This window comes from Escherichia sp. F1 (assembly GCF_046764225.1).
Classification (GTDB): domain Bacteria; phylum Pseudomonadota; class Gammaproteobacteria; order Enterobacterales; family Enterobacteriaceae; genus Escherichia; species Escherichia coli.
The window spans coordinates 3729036-3745172 of sequence record NZ_CP177202.1 but is presented as its reverse complement, the minus strand read 5'-3'; the positions used below and the strand labels follow the sequence as shown (position 1 = coordinate 3745172).

The 16137-nt window shown below is 54.5% G+C and carries 14 protein-coding genes; 9 read left to right on the top strand and 5 right to left on the bottom strand.

From position 1 onward, the window contains the following. The first annotated feature begins 11 nt into the window (after window positions 1-11). From cynT to cynX, 3 genes are read left to right on the top strand one after another with little or no spacing between them, the layout of a single operon-like run. The gene (cynT, locus tag ACK8NJ_RS18050) at window positions 12-671 is read left to right on the top strand and encodes a carbonic anhydrase CynT (RefSeq protein ID WP_048970492.1); all 660 of its coding nucleotides are present in this window, start codon (window positions 12-14) and stop codon (window positions 669-671) included. Window positions 672-701: 30 nt separating this feature from the next. Next, window positions 702-1172 carry a cyanase gene (gene cynS / locus ACK8NJ_RS18045; RefSeq protein ID WP_000616241.1) on the top strand — a complete coding sequence of 157 codons (471 nt, stop codon included), beginning with the start codon at window positions 702-704 and terminating at the stop codon, window positions 1170-1172. 32 nt (window positions 1173-1204) lie between these two features. Beyond that, window positions 1205-2359 carry a cyanate transporter CynX gene (gene cynX / locus ACK8NJ_RS18040; protein WP_000927942.1) on the top strand — a complete coding sequence of 385 codons (1155 nt, stop codon included), beginning with the start codon at window positions 1205-1207 and terminating at the stop codon, window positions 2357-2359. 87 nt (window positions 2360-2446) lie between these two features. Here the strand turns inward: cynX and lacA are convergent, their stop codons facing one another. The 5 genes from lacA to ACK8NJ_RS18015 all read right to left on the bottom strand — a co-directional run bounded on the left by lacA (window position 2447) and on the right by ACK8NJ_RS18015 (window position 9618). Further along, complete coding sequence (gene lacA / locus ACK8NJ_RS18035) at window positions 2447-3058, bottom strand: galactoside O-acetyltransferase (RefSeq protein ID WP_411962548.1); 612 nt, start codon at window positions 3056-3058, stop codon at window positions 2447-2449. Between the two features lie 65 nt (window positions 3059-3123). After that, window positions 3124-4377 (bottom strand): lactose permease, encoded by a 1254-nt coding sequence (gene lacY, locus ACK8NJ_RS18030; protein ID WP_000291549.1) that lies wholly within the window; start codon window positions 4375-4377, stop codon window positions 3124-3126. Between the two features lie 51 nt (window positions 4378-4428). After that, the gene (gene lacZ / locus ACK8NJ_RS18025; protein ID WP_411961850.1) at window positions 4429-7503 is read right to left on the bottom strand and encodes a beta-galactosidase; all 3075 of its coding nucleotides are present in this window, start codon (window positions 7501-7503) and stop codon (window positions 4429-4431) included. Window positions 7504-7625: 122 nt separating this feature from the next. Then, window positions 7626-8708, bottom strand: coding sequence for a DNA-binding transcriptional repressor LacI (lacI, locus tag ACK8NJ_RS18020; protein ID WP_000805904.1), 1083 nt, complete (start codon window positions 8706-8708; stop codon window positions 7626-7628). A gap of 76 nt (window positions 8709-8784) precedes the next feature. Then, window positions 8785-9618: a DNA-binding transcriptional regulator gene (locus ACK8NJ_RS18015; RefSeq protein ID WP_001305468.1), complete on the bottom strand. Its 834-nt coding sequence runs from the start codon at window positions 9616-9618 to the stop codon at window positions 8785-8787. 190 nt (window positions 9619-9808) lie between these two features. Here ACK8NJ_RS18015 and ACK8NJ_RS18010 point away from each other — a divergent pair, with 190 nt between their 5' ends. Genes ACK8NJ_RS18010 through mhpE form a run of 6 tightly spaced genes read left to right on the top strand, consistent with a single transcriptional unit; the run spans window position 9809 to window position 16079 of the window. Beyond that, window positions 9809-11473: a bifunctional 3-(3-hydroxy-phenyl)propionate/3-hydroxycinnamic acid hydroxylase gene (locus ACK8NJ_RS18010; RefSeq protein ID WP_411961849.1), complete on the top strand. Its 1665-nt coding sequence runs from the start codon at window positions 9809-9811 to the stop codon at window positions 11471-11473. Between the two features lies 1 nt (window position 11474). Continuing rightward, window positions 11475-12419 carry a 2,3-dihydroxyphenylpropionate/2,3-dihydroxicinnamic acid 1,2-dioxygenase gene (gene mhpB / locus ACK8NJ_RS18005; RefSeq protein ID WP_000543457.1) on the top strand — a complete coding sequence of 315 codons (945 nt, stop codon included), beginning with the start codon at window positions 11475-11477 and terminating at the stop codon, window positions 12417-12419. A gap of 17 nt (window positions 12420-12436) precedes the next feature. Then, entirely contained in the window at window positions 12437-13303 is an 867-nt protein-coding gene (gene mhpC, locus ACK8NJ_RS18000; protein WP_411962547.1) for a 2-hydroxy-6-oxonona-2,4-dienedioate hydrolase, read from the top strand. A gap of 9 nt (window positions 13304-13312) precedes the next feature. Further along, window positions 13313-14122, top strand: coding sequence for a 2-keto-4-pentenoate hydratase (gene mhpD / locus ACK8NJ_RS17995; protein WP_411961848.1), 810 nt, complete (start codon window positions 13313-13315; stop codon window positions 14120-14122). Beyond that, window positions 14119-15069 carry an acetaldehyde dehydrogenase gene (mhpF, locus tag ACK8NJ_RS17990; RefSeq protein WP_000044314.1) on the top strand — a complete coding sequence of 317 codons (951 nt, stop codon included), beginning with the start codon at window positions 14119-14121 and terminating at the stop codon, window positions 15067-15069. The genes mhpD and mhpF overlap by 4 nt, the downstream gene beginning before the upstream one ends. Beyond that, window positions 15066-16079 (top strand): 4-hydroxy-2-oxovalerate aldolase, encoded by a 1014-nt coding sequence (gene mhpE / locus ACK8NJ_RS17985; RefSeq protein ID WP_001013507.1) that lies wholly within the window; start codon window positions 15066-15068, stop codon window positions 16077-16079. Before mhpF ends, mhpE begins: the two co-directional genes overlap by 4 nt. Window positions 16080-16137: the final 58 nt, after the last annotated feature.

Here is a 16137-nt window from a genome sequence, read left to right as displayed (position 1 = left end):
AGAGGTTAACGGTGAAAGAGATTATTGATGGATTCCTTAAATTCCAGCGCGAGGCATTTCCGAAGCGGGAAGCCTTGTTTAAACAGCTGGCGACACAGCAAAACCCGCGCACACTTTTTATCTCCTGCTCCGACAGCCGTCTGGTCCCTGAGCTGGTGACGCAACGTGAACCTGGCGATCTGTTCGTTATTCGCAACGCGGGCAATATCGTCCCTTCCTACGGGCCGGAACCCGGTGGCGTCTCTGCTTCGGTGGAGTATGCCGTCGCCGCGCTTCGGGTATCTGACATTGTGATTTGCGGTCATTCCAACTGTGGCGCGATGACCGCCATTGCCAGCTGTCAGTGCATGGACCATATGCCTGCCGTCTCCCACTGGCTGCGTTATGCCGATTCAGCCCGCGTCGTTAATGAGGCGCGCCCGCATCCCGATTTACCGTCAAAAGCTGCGGCGATGGTACGTGAAAACGTCATTGCTCAGTTGGCTAATTTGCAAACTCATCCATCGGTGCGCCTGGCGCTCGAAGAGGGGCGGATCGCCCTGCACGGCTGGGTCTACGACATTGAAAGCGGCAGCATCGCAGCTTTTGACGGCGCAACCCGCCAGTTTGTGCCACTGGCCGCTAATCCTCGCGTTTGTGCCATACCGCTACGCCAACCGACCGCAGCGTAACCTTATTTTTAAACCATCAGGAGATCCACCATGATTCAGTCGCAAATTAACCGCAATATTCGTCTTGATCTTGCCGATGCCATTTTGCTCAGCAAAGCTAAAAAAGATCTCTCATTTGCCGAGATTGCCGACGGCACCGGTCTGGCAGAAGCCTTTGTAACCGCGGCTTTGCTGGGGCAGCAGGCGCTTCCTGCCGACGCCGCCCGCCTGGTCGGGGCGAAGCTGGATCTCGACGAAGACGCCATTCTACTGTTGCAGATGATTCCACTGCGTGGCTGCATTGATGACCGTATTCCAACCGACCCAACGATGTATCGTTTCTATGAAATGTTGCAGGTGTACGGCACAACCCTGAAAGCGTTGGTTCATGAGAAGTTTGGCGATGGCATTATCAGCGCGATTAACTTCAAACTCGACGTTAAGAAAGTGGCGGACCCGGAAGGTGGCGAACGTGCGGTCATCACCTTAGATGGTAAATATCTGCCGACCAAACCGTTCTGACAGCCATGCGTAACCATCAAAAGACGTTCACGATGCTGCTGGTTCTGGTGCTGATTGGTCTTAATATGCGACCACTGCTCACCTCCGTCGGGCCACTGCTACCGCAATTGCGCCAGGCAAGCGGAATGAGCTTTAGTGTGGCTGCCCTGTTGACCGCTCTGCCGGTGGTTACCATGGGCGGGCTGGCGCTGGCCGGAAGCTGGCTTCATCAGCATGTCAGCGAACGTCGCAGCGTCGCCATCAGTTTGTTACTGATTGCCGTCGGTGCATTGATGCGTGAGCTTTACCCCCAAAGTGCGCTGCTGCTTAGCAGCGCACTGCTTGGTGGAGTGGGGATCGGCATCATTCAGGCAGTGATGCCTTCGGTAATTAAGCGGCGGTTTCAGCACCGTACGCCACTGGTGATGGGTCTGTGGTCCGCGGCTCTGATGGGCGGCGGTGGACTTGGTGCCGCCATTACGCCCTGGTTAGTTCAACATAGCGAAACCTGGTATCAAACACTCGCCTGGTGGGCGCTGCCTGCCGTTGTTGCGCTCTTTGCCTGGTGGTGGCAAAGCGCCCGCGAGGTCGCCTCTTCTCACAAGACAACAACCACTCCGGTTCGCGTGGTATTTACTCCCCGCGCGTGGACGCTGGGTGTTTACTTCGGTCTGATTAACGGTGGTTACGCCAGCCTGATTGCCTGGTTACCCGCTTTCTATATTGAGATTGGTGCCAGCGCGCAGTACAGCGGTTCCTTGCTGGCATTGATGACGCTTGGGCAAGCAGCAGGGGCATTGCTGATGCCTGCTATGGCTCGCCATCAGGATCGGCGCAAACTTTTGATGCTGGCGCTGGCGTTACAACTGGTGGGTTTCTGCGGCTTTATCTGGCTGCCGCTGCAATTGCCGGTATTGTGGGCAATGGTGTGTGGGTTAGGTCTGGGCGGCGCATTTCCGCTCTGTTTGCTGCTGGCGCTCGATCACTCTGCGCAACCCGCTATTGCTGGCAAACTGGTGGCGTTTATGCAGGGGATCGGTTTTATCATCGCCGGGCTTGCCCCGTGGTTTTCTGGCGTGCTGCGTAGTATCAGTGGCAATTACTTGATGGACTGGGCGTTTCATGCGCTGTGCGTCGTTGGGCTGATGATCATAACCCTGCGCTTTGCACCAGCACGTTTTCCGCAGCTGTGGGTCAAAGAGGCATGATGCGACGCTTTTTTCGCCAGATAATGGAAGAGTGAATTATTGTCGGATGTGCCCAATGGCGCATCCGACATTTATTTCAGTGCTTATTTAAACTGAAGGTTCAACTTTATAATCTTTGTAATAATAGTGTTTATCCCGGTCGTTTATTTCGCGAATAACCCGACAAGGAACGCCAGCAGCCACGACGTTTGGTGGAATGTCTTTTATGACGACACTACCCGCGCCAATAACAGAATTATCCCCGATGGTGACGCCAGGATTAATGACCACATGACTTCCGATCCAGACGTTATTGCCAATCGTTATCGGAAAAGAGTACATCTCACCGTTTTTTCTCAATTCATGGTGTACAGGGTGTCCCGTAACGGAAAGAGTAACGTTGGGTGCAATCAGTACGTTATCACCGATTGTTACCGTGTAGTCATCGACAATAGTTAAATTAAAATTTGCATAAAAATTGCGGCCTATATGGATGTTGGAACCGTAAGAGAAATAGACAGGTGGTTCTATCCAGGCGTTTTCCCCTACCGTGGCAAACATTTCTTTAATCAGGCTTTCTCTTTTTTCAACTTCTGATGGATGCGAGTGATTAAACTCATACATTAACCTTTTCCCACGAAGTCTTTTTTCCGGTAAGCCTTCGCACATATCGGTAAATAGCTTGCCTGCTTTTATTCTTTCGGTCATTGGCATGTTCATTGCGATCATTCCGTCCTGATATGTTGGTCGGATAAGGCGCTCGCGCCGCATCCGACATTAATTGCTTAAGCGACTTCATTCACCTGACGACGCAGTAGAGAAAGCGGACCGGGGCCGCTAAGCGTGAACACGGAAATTAAGGTGAAGCCCAACGCCACCAGACCCAGCACCAGATAAGCGCCCTGGAAACCGATGCTTTCATACATATTGCCCGCCAGTACAGACATAAAAATCATCGCCAGTTGCTTAAAGAAGCAGAAACAGACCAGATAAATCGTCGCTGAAAAACGCACTTCAAACTGGCTGGTAATATATTTAAAGCAGCCCACCAGCAGGAACGGTACTTCAAACATATGCAGCGTTTTCAGAATAACCACTTCCAGCGCTGAGGTGGCGAACGATGAGCCAATAATACGTACAGACATAATAGTGCCAGCCAGCAGCAGGGCGTTTTTCCCACCGATGCGATTAATGATCAGCGGCGCGAAGAACATAATCGAGGCGTTAAGTAATTCGCCCATTGTCGTTACGTAGCCAAATACCCGCGTACCCTGTTCACCGGTGGCAAAGAACGAAGTAAAGAAATTAGCAAACTGTTGGTCAAAAACATCGTAGGTGCAGGAAACGCCGATAACATACAGTGACAAAAACCACAGTTTTGGCTGTCTGAACAGTTCCAGCGCCAGCTTAAGGCTAAATGCCGAATGGTTGGCACCTACCGCATTGGCAACCGTGGCGGAAGAGGGTGCATCCGTTTTGGCGAAAAAGAGTAAAACGGCGAGGATGAGTGCACAGCCAGAACCCAGCCAGAAAACAAACTGATTATTGATGGTGAACATGATACCGACAATCGAGGCACACAGCGCCCAGCCAACACAGCCAAACATCCGCGCGCGACCAAATTCGAAATTACTGCGACGGCTGACTTTCTCGATAAATGCCTCTACTGCTGGCGCACCGGCGTTAAAACAAAAGCCAAGATAAATACCACCAACAATCGATCCTACTAAAATGTTGTATTGTAACAGTGGCCCGAAGATAAAAATAAAGAACGGCGCAAACATCACTAACATGCCGGTAATAATCCACAGCAGGTATTTGCGCAGCCCGAGTTTGTCAGAAAGCAGACCAAACAGCGGTTGGAATAATAGCGAGAACAGAGAAATAGCAGCAAAAATAATACCCGTATCACTTTTGCTGATATGGTTGATGTCATGTAGCCAAATCGGGAAAAACGGGAAGTAGGCTCCCATGATAAAAAAGTAAAAGAAAAAGAATAAACCGAACATCCAAAAGTTTGTGTTTTTTAAATAGTACATAATGGATTTCCTTACGCGAAATACGGGCAGACATGGCCTGCCCGGTTATTATTATTTTTGACACCAGACCAACTGGTAATGGTAGCGACCGGCGCTCAGCTGGAATTCCGCCGACACTGACGGGCTCCAGGAGTCGTCGCCACCAATCCCCATATGGAAACCGTCGATATTCAGCCATGTGCCTTCTTCCGCGTGCAGCAGATGGCGATGGCTGGTTTCCATCAGTTGTTGTTGGCTGTAGCGACTGATATTGAACTGGAAGTCGCCGCGCCACTGGTGTGGGCCATAATTCAATTCGCGCGTCCCGCAGCGCAGACCGTTTTCGCTCGGGAAGACGTACGGGGTATACATGTCTGACAATGGCAGATCCCAGCGGTCAAAACAGGCGGCAGTAAGGCGGTCGGGATAGTTTTCTTGCGGCCCTAATCCGAGCCAGTTTACCCGCTCTGCGACCTGCGCCAGCTGGCAGGTCAGGCCAATCCGTGCCGGATGCGGTGTATCGCTCGCTACTTCAACATCAACGGTAATCGCCATTTGACCACTACCATCAATCCGGTAGGTTTTCCGGCTGATAAATAAGGTTTTCCCCTGATGCTGCCACGCGTGAGCGGTCGTAATCAGCACCGCGTCGGCAAGTGTATCTGCCGTGCACTGCAACAACGCCACTTCGGCCTGGTAATGGCCCGCCGCCTTCCAGCGTTCGACCCAGGCGTTAGGGTCAATGCGGGTCGCTTCACTTACGCCAATGTCGTTATCCAGCGGTGCGCGGGTGAACTGATCGCGCAGCGGCGTCAGCAGTTGTTTTTCATCGCCAATCCACATCTGTGAAAGAAAGCCTGACTGGCGGTTAAATTGCCAACGCTTATTACCCAGCTCGATGCAAAAATCCGTTTCGCTGGTGGTCAGATGCGGGATGGCGTGGGGCGCGGAGGGGAGTGTCACGCTGAGGTTTTCCGCCAGACGCCACTGCTGCCAGGCGCTAATGTGTCCGGCTTCTGACCATGCGGTCGCGTTCGGTTGCACTACGTATACCGTAAGCCAGAGTTGTCCGGCGCTCTCCGGCTGCGGTAGTTCAGGCAGTTCAATCAACTGTTTATCTTGTGGAGCAACATCCAGAGGCACTTCACCGCTTGCCAGCGGCTTGCCATCCAACGCCACCGACCAGTGCAGGAGCTCGTTATCGCTATGACGGAACAGGTATTCGCTGGTCACTTCGATGGTTCGCCCGGATAAACGGAACTGGAAAAACTGCTGCTGGTGTTTTGCTTCCGTCAGCGCCGGATGCGGCGTGCGGTCGGCAAAGACCAGACCGTTCATGCAGAACTGGCGATCGTTCGGCGTATCGCCAAAATCACCGCCGTAAGCCGACCACGGGTTGCCGTTTTCATCATATTTAATCAGCGACTGATCCACCCAGTCCCAGACGAAGCCGCCCTGTAAACGGGGGTACTGACGAAACGCCTGCCAGTATTTAGCGAAGCCGCCAAGACTGTTACCCATCGCGTGGGCATATTCGCAAAGGATCAGCGGGCGCAGTTCTCCAGGCAGCGAAAGCCATTTTTTGATGGACCATTTCGGCACAGCCGGGAAGGGCTGGTCTTCATCCACGCGCGCGTACATCGGGCAAATAATATCGGTTGCGGAGGTGTCGGCTCCGCCGCCTTCATACTGCACCGGGCGGGAAGGATCGACAGATTTGATCCAGCGATACAGCGCGTCGTGATTAGCGCCGTGGCCTGATTCATTCCCCAGCGACCAGATGATCACACTCGGGTTATTACGATCGCGCTGCACCATTCGCGTTACGCGTTCGCTCATCGCCGGTAGCCAGCGCGGATCATCGGTCAGACGATTCATTGGCACCATGCCGTGGGTTTCAATGTTGGCTTCATCCACCACATACAGGCCGTAGCGGTCGCACAGCGTGTACCACAGCGGATGGTTCGGATAATGCGAACAGCGCACGGCGTTAAAGTTGTTCTGCTTCATCAGCAGGATATCCTGCACCATCGTCTGCTCATCCATGACCTGACCATGCAGAGGATGGTGCTCGTGACGGTTAACGCCGCGAATCAGCACCGGCTTGCCGTTCAGCAGCAGGAGACCATTTTCAATCCGCACTTCGCGGAAACCGACATCGCAGGCTTCTGCTTCAATCAGCGTGCCGTCGGCGGTGTGCAGTTCAACCACCGCACGATAGAGATTCGGGATTTCGGCGCTCCACAGCGCCGGGTTTTCGACGTTCAGACGTAGCGTGACGCGATCGGCATAACCACCACGCTCATCGATAATTTCACCGCCGAAAGGCGTGGTGCCGCTGGCGACCTGCGTTTCACCCTGCCACAAAGAAACCGTCACCCGCAGCTCATCGCGCAGTTCGCCGCACATCTGAACTTCTGCCTCCAGTACCGCGCGGCTGAAATCATCATTAAAGCGAGTGGCAACATGGAAATCGCTGATTTGTGTGGTCGGTTTGTGCAGCAACGAGACGTCACGGAAAATGCCGCTCATCCGCCACATATCCTGATCTTCCAGATAACTGCCGTCACTCCAGCGCAGTACCATCACCGCGAGGCGGTTTTCTCCGGCGCGTAAAAATGCGCTCAGGTCAAATTCAGACGGCAAACGGCTGTCCTGTCCGTAACCGACCCAGCGCCCGTTGCACCACAGATGAAACGCCGAGTTAACACCATCAAAAATAATTCGCGTCTGGCCTTCCTGTAGCCAGCTTTCATCAACATTAAATGTGAGCGAGTAACAACCCGTCGGATTCTCCGCGGGAACAAACGGCGGATTGACCGTAATGGGATAGGTCACGTTGGTGTAGATGGGCGCGTCGTAACCGTGCATCTGCCAGTTTGAGGGGACGACGACAGTATCGGCGTCAGGAAGATCGCACTCCAGCCAGCTTTCCGGCACCGCTTCTGGTGCCGGAAACCAGACAAATTGCCACTCACCATTCAGGCTGCGCAACTGTTGGGAAGGGCGATCGGTGCGGGCCTCTTCGCTATTACGCCAGCTGGCGAAAGGGGGATGTGCCGCAAGGCGATTAAGTTGGGTAACGCCAGGGTTTTCCCAGTCACGACGTTGTAATACGACGGCCAGTGAATCCGTAATCATAGTCATAGCTGTATCCTGTGTGAAATTGTTATCCGCTCACAATTTCACACAACATACGAGCCGGACACGTAGAGTGTAAAGCCTGGGGTGCCTAATGAGTGAGCTGACTCACATTAATTGCGTTGCGCTCACTGCCCGCTTTCGAGTCGGGAAATTTGTCGCGCCAACTGCATTAAAGAATCTGCCAACGCCTGGGGAGAAGCGGTTTGCGTATTGGGCGGAAGGGTGGTTTTTCTTTTCACCAGTGAGACGGGCAACAGCTGATTGCCCTTCACCGCCTGGCCCTGAGAGAGTTGCAGCAAGCGGTCCACGCTGGTTTGCCCCAGCAGGCGAAAATCCTGTTTGATGGTGGTTAACGGCGGGATATAACACGAGCTGTCTTCGGTATCGTCGTATCCCACTACCGAGATATCCGCACCGACGCGCAGCCCGGACTCGGTAATGGCGCGCATTGCGCCCAGCGCCATCTGATCGTTGGCAACCAGCATCGCAGTGGGAACGATGCCCTCATTCAGCATTTGCATGGTTTGTTGAAAACCGGACATGGCACTCCAGTCGCCTTCCCGTTCCGCTATCGGCTGAATTTGATTGCGTGTGAGATATTTATGCCAGCCCGCCAGACGCAGACGCGCCGAGACAGAACTTAATGGACCCGCTAACAGCGCGATTTGCTGGTGACCCAATGCGACCAGATGCTCCACGCCCAGTCGCGTACCGTCTTCATGGGAGAAAATAATACTGTTGATGGGTGTCTGGTCAGAGACATCAAGAAATAAAGCCGGAACATTAGTGCAGGCAGCTTCCACAGCAATGGCATCCTGGTCATCCAGCGGATAGTTAATGATCAGCCCACTGACGCGTTGCGCGAGAAGATTGTGTACCGCCGCTTTACAGGCTTCGACGCCGCTTCGTTCTACCATCGACACCACCACGCTGGCACCCAGTTGATCGGCGCGAGATTTAATCGCCGCGACAATTTGCGACGGCGCGTGCAGGGCCAGACTGGAGGTGGCAACGCCAATCAGCAACGACTGCTTGCCCGCCAGTTGTTGTGCCACGCGGTTGGGAATGTAATTCAGCTCCGCCATCGCCGCTTCCACTTTTTCCCGCGTTTTCGCAGAAACGTGGCTGGCCTGGTTCACCACGCGGGAAACGGTCTGATAAGAGACACCGGCATACTCTGCGACATCGTATAGCGTTACTGGTTTCACATTCACCACCCTGAATTGACTCTCTTCCGGGCGCTATCATGCCATACCACGAAAGGTTTTGCGCCATTCAATGGTGTCAACGTAAATGCACGCCGCTTCGCCTTCCGGCCACCAGAATAGCCTGCGATTCAACCCCTTCTTCGATCTGTTTTGCCACCCGTTGTAGCGCCGGAAGATGCTTTTCCGCTGCCTGTTCAATGGTCATTGCGCTCGCCATATACACCAGATTCAGACAGCCAATCACCCGTTGTTCACTGCGCAGCGGTACGGCAATAGAGGCGATCTTTTCTTCTTGATCCCAGCCGCGGTAGTTCTGTCCGTACCCCTCTTTGCGCGCCCGCGCCAGAATGGCTTCCAGTTTTAACGGTTCCCGTGCCAGTTGATAGTCATCACCGGGACGGGTGGCTAACATTTCGATTAATTCCTTGCGTTCTTGTTCCGGGCAAAAGGCCAGCCAGGTCAGGCCCGAGGCGGTTTTCAGAAGCGGTAAACGTCGCCCGACCATTGCCCGGTGAAAGGATAAGCGGCTGAAACGGTGGGTGGTTTCGCGTACCACCATTGCATCAACATCCAGGGTGGACACATCTGTTGGCCAAACCACTTCGCGCAACAGATCGCCCAGCAGCGGGGCCGCCAGTGCAGAAATCCACTGTTCGTCACGAAATCCTTCGCTTAATTGCCGCACTTTGATGGTCAGACGAAAACTGTCATCGGAGGGACTACGCCGGACATATCCCTCTTCCTGCAGCGTCTCCAGCAGTCGCCGCACAGTGGTGCGATGCAGGCCGCTGAGTTCCGCCAGCAGCCCGACGCTGGCACCGCCGTCAAGTTTATTTAACATATTTAATAACATTAGACCGCGGGTTAAGCCGCGTACGGTTTTGTATTCCGTCTGCTCATTGTTCTGCATATTAATTGACATTTCTATAGTTAAAACAACGTTGTGCACCTGGTGCACATTCGGGCATGTTTTGATTGTAGCCGAAAACACCCTTCCTATACTGAGCGCACAATAAAAAATCATTTACATGTTTTTAACAAAATAAGTTGCGCTGTACTGTGCGCGCAACGGCATTTTGTCCGAGTCGTGAGGTACTGAAATGGCAATACAACACCCTGACATCCAGCCTGCTGTTAACCATAGCGTTCAGGTGGCGATCGCTGGTGCCGGTCCGGTCGGGCTGATGATGGCGAACTATCTCGGCCAGATGGGCATTGACGTGCTGGTGGTGGAGAAACTCGATAAGTTGATCGACTACCCGCGTGCGATTGGTATTGATGACGAGGCGCTGCGCACCATGCAGTCGGTTGGCCTGGTCGATAATGTTCTGCCGCACACTACGCCGTGGCATGCGATGCGTTTTCTTACCCCAAAAGGCCGCTGTTTTGCTGATATTCAGCCAATGACCGATGAATTTGGCTGGCCGCGCCGTAACGCCTTCATTCAGCCGCAGGTCGATGCGGTGATGCTGGAAGGATTGTCGCGTTTTCCGAATGTGCGCTGCTTGTTTTCCCGCGAGCTGGAGGCCTTCAGCCAGCAAGATGACGAAGTGACCTTGCACCTGAAAACGGCAGAAGGGCAGCGGGAAACGGTCAAAGCTCAGTGGCTGGTGGCCTGTGATGGTGGGGCAAGTTTTGTCCGTCGCACCCTGAATGTGCCGTTTGAAGGTAAAACTGCGCCAAATCAGTGGATTGTGGTAGATATCGCCAACGATCCGTTAAGTACGCCGCATATCTATTTGTGTTGTGATCCGGTGCGCCCGTATGTTTCTGCCGCGCTGCCTCATGCGGTACGTCGCTTTGAATTTATGGTGATGCCGGGAGAAACCGAAGAACAGCTGCGTGAGCCGCAAAATATGCGCAAGCTGTTAAGCAAAGTGCTGCCTAATCCGGACAATGTTGAATTGATTCGCCAGCGTGTCTACACCCACAACGCGCGACTGGCGCAACGTTTTCGTATTGATCGCGTACTGCTGGCGGGCGATGCCGCGCACATCATGCCGGTGTGGCAGGGGCAGGGCTATAACAGTGGTATGCGCGACGCCTTTAACCTCGCCTGGAAACTGGCGTTGGTTATCCAGGGGAAAGCCCGTGATGCGCTACTCGATACCTATCAACAAGAACGTCGCGATCACGCCAAAGCGATGATTGACCTGTCTGTGACGGCGGGCAATGTGCTGGCTCCGCCGAAACGCTGGCAGGGGATGTTACGTGACAGCGTTTCCTGGCTGTTGAATTATCTGCCGCCAGTAAAACGCTACTTCCTCGAAATGCGCTTCAAGCCGATGCCGCAATATTACGGCGGTGCGCTGGTGCGTGAGGGCGAAGCGAAGCACTCTCCGGTCGGCAAGATGTTTATTCAGCCGAAAGTCACGCTGGAAAACGGCGACGTGACGCTGCTCGATAACGCGATCGGCGCGAACTTCGCGGTAATTGGCTGGGGATGCAATCCACTGTGGGGGATGAGCGACGAGCAAATCCAGCAGTGGCGCGCGTTGGGCACACGCTTCATTCAGGTGGTGCCGGAAGTGCAAATTCATACCGCACAGGATAACCAGGACGGCGTACTACGCGTGGGCGATACGCAAGGTCGCCTGCGTAGCTGGTTCGCGCAACACAATGCTTCGCTGGTGGTGATGCGCCCGGATCGCTTTGTTGCCGCCACCGCCATTCCGCAAACTCTGGGCAAGACCCTGAATAAACTGGCGTCGGTGATGACGCTGACCCGCCCTGATGCCGACGTTTCTGTCGAAAAGGTAGCCTGATATGCACGCTTATCTTCACTGTCTTTCCCACTCGCCGTTGGTGGGGTATGTCGACCCGGCACAAGAGGTACTCGATGAGGTCAATGGCGTGATTGCCAGCGCCCGCGAGCGTATTGCGGCTTTCTCCCCTGAGTTGGTGGTGCTGTTTGCGCCAGATCACTACAACGGCTTTTTCTATGACGTGATGCCACCGTTCTGTTTAGGCGTTGGAGCGACGGCAATTGGTGATTTCGGCAGTGCGGCAGGTGAGCTGCCCGTGCCTGTGGAGCTGGCGGAGGCCTGTGCGCATGCCGTCATGAAGAGCGGAATCGATCTTGCCGTTTCTTACTGTATGCAGGTGGACCACGGGTTCGCCCAGCCGCTGGAGTTCCTGCTCGGTGGGCTGGATAAGGTGCCAGTTCTGCCTGTGTTCATCAACGGTGTCGCCACGCCGCTGCCCGGTTTCCAGCGTACCCGCATGTTGGGTGAAGCCATTGGACGTTTCACCAGCACTCTCAATAAACGCGTGCTGTTCCTGGGGTCCGGTGGGCTTTCCCATCAGCCGCCGGTGCCAGAACTGGCGAAAGCCGATGCCCATATGCGCGACCGTCTATTGGGGAGCGGGAAAGATTTACCCGCCAGTGAGCGCGAATTGCGTCAGCAACGGGTGATTAGCGCCGCTGAGAAGTTTGTTGAGGATCAGAGAACGCTGCATCCGCTCAACCCGATTTGGGATAACCAGTTCATGACTTTGCTGGAGCAGGGACGCATACAGGAACTGGATGCCGTCAGTAACGAAGAGCTTTCCGCCATTGCCGGAAAGTCGACACATGAAATCAAAACCTGGGTCGCCGCTTTTGCCGCTATTTCTGCGTTTGGCAACTGGCGTAGCGAAGGGCGTTATTACCGCCCAATCCCGGAGTGGATTGCCGGATTTGGCTCGTTAAGCGCCAGAACAGAGAACTGAATATGCAGGAGAAGATGATGAGTTATCAGCCACAAACCGAAGCCACCACCAGCCGTTTTCTGAATGTAGAAGAAGCGGGTAAAACGCTGCGCATCCATTTTAATGACTGCGGACAAGGCGACGAAACCGTTGTCCTGCTGCATGGTTCCGGCCCGGGTGCTACTGGCTGGGCGAACTTCAGCCGCAATATCGATCCGCTGGTAGAGGCGGGCTATCGGGTGATCCTGCTGGATTGCCCGGGTTGGGGTAAGAGCGATTCGATCGTTAATAGTGGTTCGCGATCGGATCTTAATGCACGAATCCTGAAAAGCGTGGTGGATCAACTGAATATCGCCAAAATCCACCTGCTAGGCAACTCGATGGGCGGCCACAGTTCTGTGGCGTTCACCCTTAACTGGCCGGAGCGCGTCGGCAAACTGGTGCTGATGGGCGGCGGTACGGGCGGCATGAGTTTGTTTACGCCGATGCCAACCGAAGGTATTAAGCGACTGAATCAGCTTTATCGTCAGCCGACTATCGAAAACCTGAAGCTGATGATGGATATCTTCGTTTTTGATACCAGCGATTTGACCGACGCCCTGTTTGAAGCGCGCCTGAATAATATGCTGTCGCGCCGCGATCACCTGGAAAACTTCGTTAAGAGCCTGGAAGCTAATCCGAAACAGTTCCCGGATTTTGGCCCACGTCTGGCGGAAATCAAAGCGCAAACCCTGATTGTCTGGGGGCGCAACGACCGCTTTGTGCCGATGGATGCGGGTCTGCGTCTGCTGTCCGGCATTGCCGGTTCTGAACTGCATATCTTCCGCGACTGTGGTCACTGGGCGCAGTGGGAACATGCCGACGCTTTCAATCAACTGGTGCTGAATTTCCTCGCACGCCCTTAAGGAACGGTCATGACGAAGCATACTCTTGAGCAACTGGCGGCGGATTTACGCCGCGCCGCAGAGCTGGGCGAAGCGATTGCGCCGCTGCGCGATCTGATTGGTATTGAAAACGCTGAAGCGGCCTACGCCATTCAGCGCATCAATGTGCAACATGACGTTGCGCAGGGGCGTCGCGTGGTGGGGCGTAAAGTGGGCCTGACGCATCCGAAAGTGCAGCAACAACTGGGCGTTGATCAACCGGATTTCGGGACATTATTTGCCGACATGTGTTATGGCGATAACGAAACCATTCCTTTTTCCCGCGTTCTGCAACCCCGAATTGAAGCGGAGATCGCACTGGTGTTGAACCGCGATTTGCCCGCAACCGATATCACCTTCGACGAACTGTATAACGCCATTGAATGGGTACTTCCGGCGCTGGAGGTGGTGGGTAGCCGCATTCGCGACTGGTCGATTCAGTTTGTCGATACCGTGGCAGATAACGCCTCCTGCGGGGTGTATGTCATCGGCGGTCCGGCGCAACGTCCGGCGGGGTTAGACCTGAAAAACTGCGCCATGAAGATGACGCGTAATAACGAAGAGGTTTCCAGCGGGCGCGGCAGCGAATGCCTGGGACATCCGCTTAATGCCGCCGTCTGGCTGGCACGCAAAATGGCCAGTCTGGGTGAACCGCTGCGCGCCGGAGATATCATTCTTACCGGGGCATTAGGTCCGATGGTGGCGGTGAATGCGGGCGATCGTTTTGAAGCCCATATCGAAGGCATAGGTTCAGTTGCTGCGACATTTTCAAGTGCAGCCCCAAAAGGAAGTCTGTCATGAGTAAGCGTAAAGTCGCCATTATCGGTTCTGGCAACATTGGCACCGATCTGATGATTAAAATTTTGCGTCACGGTCAGCATCTGGAGATGGCGGTGATGGTCGGCATTGATCCTCAGTCCGACGGTCTGGCGCGTGCCAGACGTATGGGCGTCGCCACCACCCATGAAGGGGTGATCGGGCTGATGAACATGCCTGAATTTGCTGATATCGACATTGTATTTGATGCGACCAGCGCGGGTGCGCATGTGAAAAACGATGCCGCTTTGCGCGAAGCGAAACCGGATATTCGCTTAATTGACCTGACGCCTGCTGCCATCGGCCCCTACTGCGTGCCGGTCGTTAATCTCGAGGCGAATGTCGATCAACTGAACGTCAACATGGTCACCTGCGGCGGCCAGGCCACCATTCCAATGGTAGCGGCAGTTTCACGCGTGGCGCGTGTTCATTACGCCGAAATTATCGCTTCTATTGCCAGTAAATCTGCCGGACCTGGCACGCGTGCCAATATCGATGAATTTACAGAAACCACGTCTCGAGCCATTGAAGTGGTGGGCGGCGCGGCAAAAGGGAAGGCGATTATTGTGCTTAACCCAGCAGAGCCACCGTTGATGATGCGTGACACGGTGTATGTATTGAGCGACGAAGCTTCACAAGATGATATCGAAGCCTCAATCAATGAAATGGCTGAGGCGGTGCAGGCTTACGTACCGGGTTATCGCCTGAAACAGCGCGTGCAGTTTGAAGTTATCCCGCAGGATAAACCGGTTAATTTGCCGGGCGTGGGGCAGTTCTCCGGACTGAAAACGGCGGTCTGGCTGGAAGTCGAAGGCGCAGCGCATTATCTGCCTGCCTATGCGGGCAACCTCGACATTATGACTTCCAGTGCGCTGGCGACAGCGGAAAAAATGGCCCAGTCACTGGCGCGCAAGGCAGGAGAAGCGGCATGAACGGTAAAAAACTTTATATCTCGGACGTCACGTTGCGTGACGGTATGCACGCCATTCGTCATCAGTATTCGCTGGAAAACGTTCGCCAGATTGCCAAAGCACTGGACGATGCCCGCGTGGATTCGATTGAAGTGGCCCATGGCGACGGTTTGCAGGGGTCCAGCTTTAACTATGGTTTCGGCGCACATAGCGACCTTGAATGGATTGAAGCAGCGGCGGATGTGGTGAAGCACGCCAAAATCGCGACGTTGTTGCTGCCAGGAATCGGCACTATTCACGATCTGAAAAATGCCTGGCAGGCTGGCGCGCGGGTGGTTCGTGTGGCTACGCACTGTACCGAAGCTGATGTTTCCGCCCAGCATATTCAGTATGCCCGCGAGCTCGGAATGGACACCGTTGGTTTTCTGATGATGAGCCATATGACCACGCCGGAGAATCTCGCAAAGCAGGCAAAGCTGATGGAAGGCTACGGTGCGACCTGTATTTATGTGGTGGATTCTGGCGGTGCGATGAACATGAGCGATATCCGTGACCGTTTCCGCGCCCTGAAAGCAGTGCTGAAACCAGAAACGCAAACCGGCATGCACGCTCACCATAACCTGAGTCTTGGCGTGGCGAACTCTATCGCGGCGGTGGAAGAGGGCTGCGACCGAATCGACGCCAGCCTCGCGGGAATGGGCGCGGGCGCAGGTAACGCGCCGCTGGAAGTGTTTATTGCCGCCGCGGATAAACTGGGTTGGCAGCATGGGACCGATCTCTATGCGTTAATGGATGCCGCTGACGACCTGGTGCGTCCGTTGCAGGATCGTCCGGTACGAGTCGATCGCGAAACGCTGGCGCTGGGATACGCCGGTGTTTACTCCAGCTTCCTGCGTCACTGTGAAACGGCGGCGGCGCGTTATGGCTTAAGCGCGGTGGATATTCTCGTTGAGCTGGGCAAACGCCGGATGGTTGGCGGCCAGGAGGATATGATCGTCGACGTGGCGCTGGATCTGCGCAACAACAAATAATGATGACTGCCGAGAACGTGCATTTTGTATGCCCATCCCAGCACGACTGCCGGATGCG

Bases quoted from the DNA above. Each gene is read 5' to 3' on its own strand.
- cynS (WP_000616241.1), top strand. From the start codon at position 702: ATGATTCAGTCGCAAATTAACCGCAATATTCGTCTTGATCTTGCCGAT.
- cynX (WP_000927942.1), top strand. From the start codon at position 1,205: ATGCTGCTGGTTCTGGTGCTGATTGGTCTTAATATGCGACCACTGCTC.
- lacA (WP_411962548.1), bottom strand. From the start codon at position 3,058: ATGAACATGCCAATGACCGAAAGAATAAAAGCAGGCAAGCTATTTACC.
- lacY (WP_000291549.1), bottom strand. From the start codon at position 4,377: ATGTACTATTTAAAAAACACAAACTTTTGGATGTTCGGTTTATTCTTT.
- lacZ (WP_411961850.1), bottom strand. From the start codon at position 7,503: ATGACTATGATTACGGATTCACTGGCCGTCGTATTACAACGTCGTGAC.
- ACK8NJ_RS18015 (WP_001305468.1), bottom strand. From the start codon at position 9,618: ATGCAGAACAATGAGCAGACGGAATACAAAACCGTACGCGGCTTAACC.
- ACK8NJ_RS18010 (WP_411961849.1), top strand. From the start codon at position 9,809: ATGGCAATACAACACCCTGACATCCAGCCTGCTGTTAACCATAGCGTT.
- mhpB (WP_000543457.1), top strand. From the start codon at position 11,475: ATGCACGCTTATCTTCACTGTCTTTCCCACTCGCCGTTGGTGGGGTAT.
- mhpC (WP_411962547.1), top strand. From the start codon at position 12,437: ATGAGTTATCAGCCACAAACCGAAGCCACCACCAGCCGTTTTCTGAAT.
- mhpD (WP_411961848.1), top strand. From the start codon at position 13,313: ATGACGAAGCATACTCTTGAGCAACTGGCGGCGGATTTACGCCGCGCC.
- mhpF (WP_000044314.1), top strand. From the start codon at position 14,119: ATGAGTAAGCGTAAAGTCGCCATTATCGGTTCTGGCAACATTGGCACC.
- mhpE (WP_001013507.1), top strand. From the start codon at position 15,066: ATGAACGGTAAAAAACTTTATATCTCGGACGTCACGTTGCGTGACGGT.